This window comes from Staphylococcus sp. EG-SA-2, assembly GCF_017152085.1.
Genome location: NZ_JACYHC010000486.1, coordinates 1 through 4,308, shown reverse-complemented (window position 1 = coordinate 4,308; position 4,308 = coordinate 1). Strand labels below are relative to the sequence as shown.

The 4,308-nt window shown below is 35.8% G+C and carries 1 protein-coding gene; it reads left to right on the top strand.

Translation table 11 applies throughout. From position 1 onward, the window contains the following. Window positions 1-4,103: E domain-containing protein (locus IDG60_RS07475; protein ID WP_206160583.1), on the top strand; the 4,103-nt coding region annotated here is incomplete at its 5' end. Window positions 4,104-4,308: the final 205 nt, after the last annotated feature.

Sequence of the window (4,308 nt, the reverse complement as noted above, 5' to 3'; positions counted from 1 at the left end):
AAGGACCGGTAAATAAAAGAGTAGATTTTCTATCAAATAAATTGAATAAATATTCAATAAGAAAATTTACAGTTGGAACAGCATCTATTTTAATTGGCTCACTAATGTATTTGGGAACTCAACAAGAAGCAGAAGCAGCTGAAAACAATATTGAGAATCCAACTACATTAAAAGATAATGTCCAATCAAAAGAAGTGAAGATTGAAGAAGTAACAAACAAAGACACTGCACCACAAGGTGTAGAATCTAAATCTGAAGTAACTTCAAACAAAGACACAATCGAACATGAAGCATCAGTAAAAGCTGAAGATATATCAAAAAAGGAGGATACACCAAAAGAAGTAGCTAATGTTGCTGAAGTTCAGCCGAAATCGTCAGTCACTCATAACGCAGAGGCACCTAAGGTTAGAAAAGCTCGTTCTGTTGATGAAGGCTCTTTTGATATTACAAGAGATTCTAAAAATGTAGTTGAATCTACCCCAATTACAATTCAAGGTAAAGAACATTTTGAAGGTTACGGAAGTGTTGATATACAAAAAAACCCAACAGATTTAGGGGTATCAGAGGTAACCAGGTTTAATGTTGGTAATGAAAGTAATGGTTTGATAGGAGCTTTACAATTAAAAAATAAAATAGATTTTAGTAAGGATTTCAATTTTAAAGTTAGAGTGGCAAATAACCATCAATCAAATACCACAGGTGCTGATGGTTGGGGGTTCTTATTTAGTAAAGGAAATGCAGAAGAATATTTAACTAATGGTGGAATCCTTGGGGATAAAGGTCTGGTAAATTCAGGCGGATTTAAAATTGATACTGGATACATTTATACAAGTTCCATGGACAAAACTGAAAAGCAAGCTGGACAAGGTTATAGAGGATACGGAGCTTTTGTGAAAAATGACAGTTCTGGTAATTCACAAATGGTTGGAGAAAATATTGATAAATCAAAAACTAATTTTTTAAACTATGCGGACAATTCAACTAATACATCAGATGGAAAGTTTCATGGGCAACGTTTAAATGATGTCATCTTAACTTATGTTGCTTCAACTGGTAAAATGAGAGCAGAATATGCTGGTAAAACTTGGGAGACTTCAATAACAGATTTAGGTTTATCTAAAAATCAGGCATATAATTTCTTAATTACATCTAGTCAAAGATGGGGCCTTAATCAAGGGATAAATGCAAATGGCTGGATGAGAACTGACTTGAAAGGTTCAGAGTTTACTTTTACACCAGAAGCGCCAAAAACAATAACAGAATTAGAAAAAAAAGTTGAAGAGATTCCATTCAAGAAAGAACGTAAATTTAATCCGGATTTAGCACCAGGGACAGAAAAAGTAACAAGAGAAGGACAAAAAGGTGAGAAGACAATAACAACACCAACACTAAAAAATCCATTAACTGGAGAAATTATTAGTAAAGGTGAATCGAAAGAAGAGATCACAAAAGATCCGATTAATGAATTAACAGAATACGGACCAGAAACGATAGCACCAGGTCATCGAGACGAATTTGATCCGAAGTTACCAACAGGAGAGAAAGAAGAAGTTCCAGGTAAACCAGGAATTAAGAATCCAGAAACAGGAGACGTAGTTAGACCACCGGTCGATAGTGTAACAAAATATGGACCTGTAAAAGGAGACTCGATTGTAGAAAAAGAAGAAATTCCATTCGAGAAAGAACGTAAATTTAATCCTGATTTAGCACCAGGAACAGAAAAAGTAACAAGAGAAGGACAAAAAGGTGAGAAGACAATAACGACACCAACACTAAAAAATCCATTAACTGGAGAAATTATTAGTAAAGGTGAATCGAAAGAAGAGATCACAAAAGATCCGATTAATGAATTAACAGAATACGGACCTGAAACAATAGCGCCAGGTCATCGAGACGAATTTGATCCGAAGTTACCAACAGGAGAGAAAGAAGAAGTTCCAGGTAAACCAGGAATTAAGAATCCAGAAACAGGAGACGTAGTTAGACCGCCGGTCGATAGCGTAACAAAATATGGACCTGTAAAAGGAGACTCGATTGTAGAAAAAGAAGAGATTCCATTCGAGAAAGAACGTAAATTTAATCCTGATTTAGCACCAGGGACAGAAAAAGTAACAAGAGAAGGACAAAAAGGTGAGAAGACAATAACGACACCGACACTAAAAAATCCATTAACTGGAGAAATTATTAGTAAAGGTGAATCGAAAGAAGAGATCACAAAAGATCCGATTAATGAATTAACAGAATACGGACCAGAAACGATAGCACCAGGTCATCGAGACGAATTTGATCCGAAGTTACCAACAGGAGAGAAAGAAGAAGTTCCAGGTAAACCAGGAATTAAGAATCCAGAAACAGGAGACGTAGTTAGACCACCGGTCGATAGTGTAACAAAATATGGACCTGTAAAAGGAGACTCGATTGTAGAAAAAGAAGAAATTCCATTCGAGAAAGAACGTAAATTTAATCCTGATTTAGCACCAGGAACAGAAAAAGTAACAAGAGAAGGACAAAAAGGTGAGAAGACAATAACGACACCAACACTAAAAAATCCATTAACTGGAGAAATTATTAGTAAAGGTGAATCGAAAGAAGAGATCACAAAAGATCCGATTAATGAATTAACAGAATACGGACCTGAAACAATAGCGCCAGGTCATCGAGACGAATTTGATCCGAAGTTACCAACAGGAGAGAAAGAAGAAGTTCCAGGTAAACCAGGAATTAAGAATCCAGAAACAGGAGACGTAGTTAGACCACCGGTCGATAGCGTAACAAAATATGGACCTGTAAAAGGAGACTCGATTGTAGAAAAAGAAGAAATTCCATTCAAGAAAGAACGTAAATTTAATCCTGATTTAGCACCAGGGACAGAAAAAGTAACAAGAGAAGGACAAAAAGGTGAGAAGACAATAACGACGCCAACACTAAAAAATCCATTAACTGGAGAAATTATTAGTAAAGGTGAATCGAAAGAAGAAATCACAAAAGATCCGATTAATGAATTAACAGAATACGGACCAGAAACGATAACACCAGGTCATCGAGACGAATTTGATCCGAAGTTACCAACAGGAGAGAAAGAGGAAGTTCCAGGTAAACCAGGAATTAAGAATCCAGAAACAGGAGATGTAGTTAGACCACCGGTCGATAGCGTAACAAAATATGGACCTGTAAAAGGAGACTCGATTGTAGAAAAAGAAGAAATTCCATTCGAGAAAGAACGTAAATTTAATCCTGATTTAGCACCAGGGACAGAAAAAGTAACAAGAGAAGGACAAAAAGGTGAGAAGACAATAACGACGCCAACACTAAAAAATCCATTAACTGGAGAAATTATTAGTAAAGGTGAATCGAAAGAAGAAATCACAAAAGATCCAGTTAATGAATTAACAGAATTCGGTGGCGAGAAAATACCGCAAGGTCATAAAGATATCTTTGATCCAAACTTACCAACAGATCAAACGGAAAAAGTACCAGGTAAACCAGGAATCAAGAATCCAGACACAGGAAAAGTGATCGAAGAGCCAGTGGATGATGTGATTAAACACGGACCAAAAACGGGTACACCAGAAACAAAAACAGTAGAGATACCGTTTGAAACAAAACGTGAATTTAATCCGAAGTTACAACCTGGTGAAGAGCGAGTGAAACAAGAAGGACAACCAGGAAGTAAGACAATCACAACACCAATCACAGTGAACCCATTAACAGGTGAAAAAGTTGGCGAGGGTCAACCAACAGAAGAGATCACAAAACAACCAGTAGATAAGATTGTAGAGTTCGGTGGAGAGAAACCAAAAGATCCAAAAGGACCTGAAAACCCAGAGAAGCCGAGCAGACCAACTCATCCAAGTGGCCCAGTAAATCCTAACAATCCAGGATTATCGAAAGACAGAGCAAAACCAAATGGCCCAGTTCATTCAATGGATAAAAATGATAAAGTTAAAAAATCTAAAATTGCTAAAGAATCAGTAGCTAATCAAGAGAAAAAACGAGCAGAATTACCAAAAACAGGTTTAGAAAGCACGCAAAAAGGTTTGATCTTTAGTAGTATAATTGGAATTGCTGGATTAATGTTATTGGCTCGTAGAAGAAAGAATTAAAATAATTCATAATTTAAATAATAGTTGATTTGCATTCACTATATTTAGTTTGTTAAAAACAACCTAGAATATGATGAGAATGATATACACCCCAAAAGTTGGATTGAAAGACCTAACTTTAAGGGGTGTATTTTTGTTATAAATTTGATTTTTTGATAATATTTTCATATTTAATATAATCATAATTAGTAGAATATAACCTCTG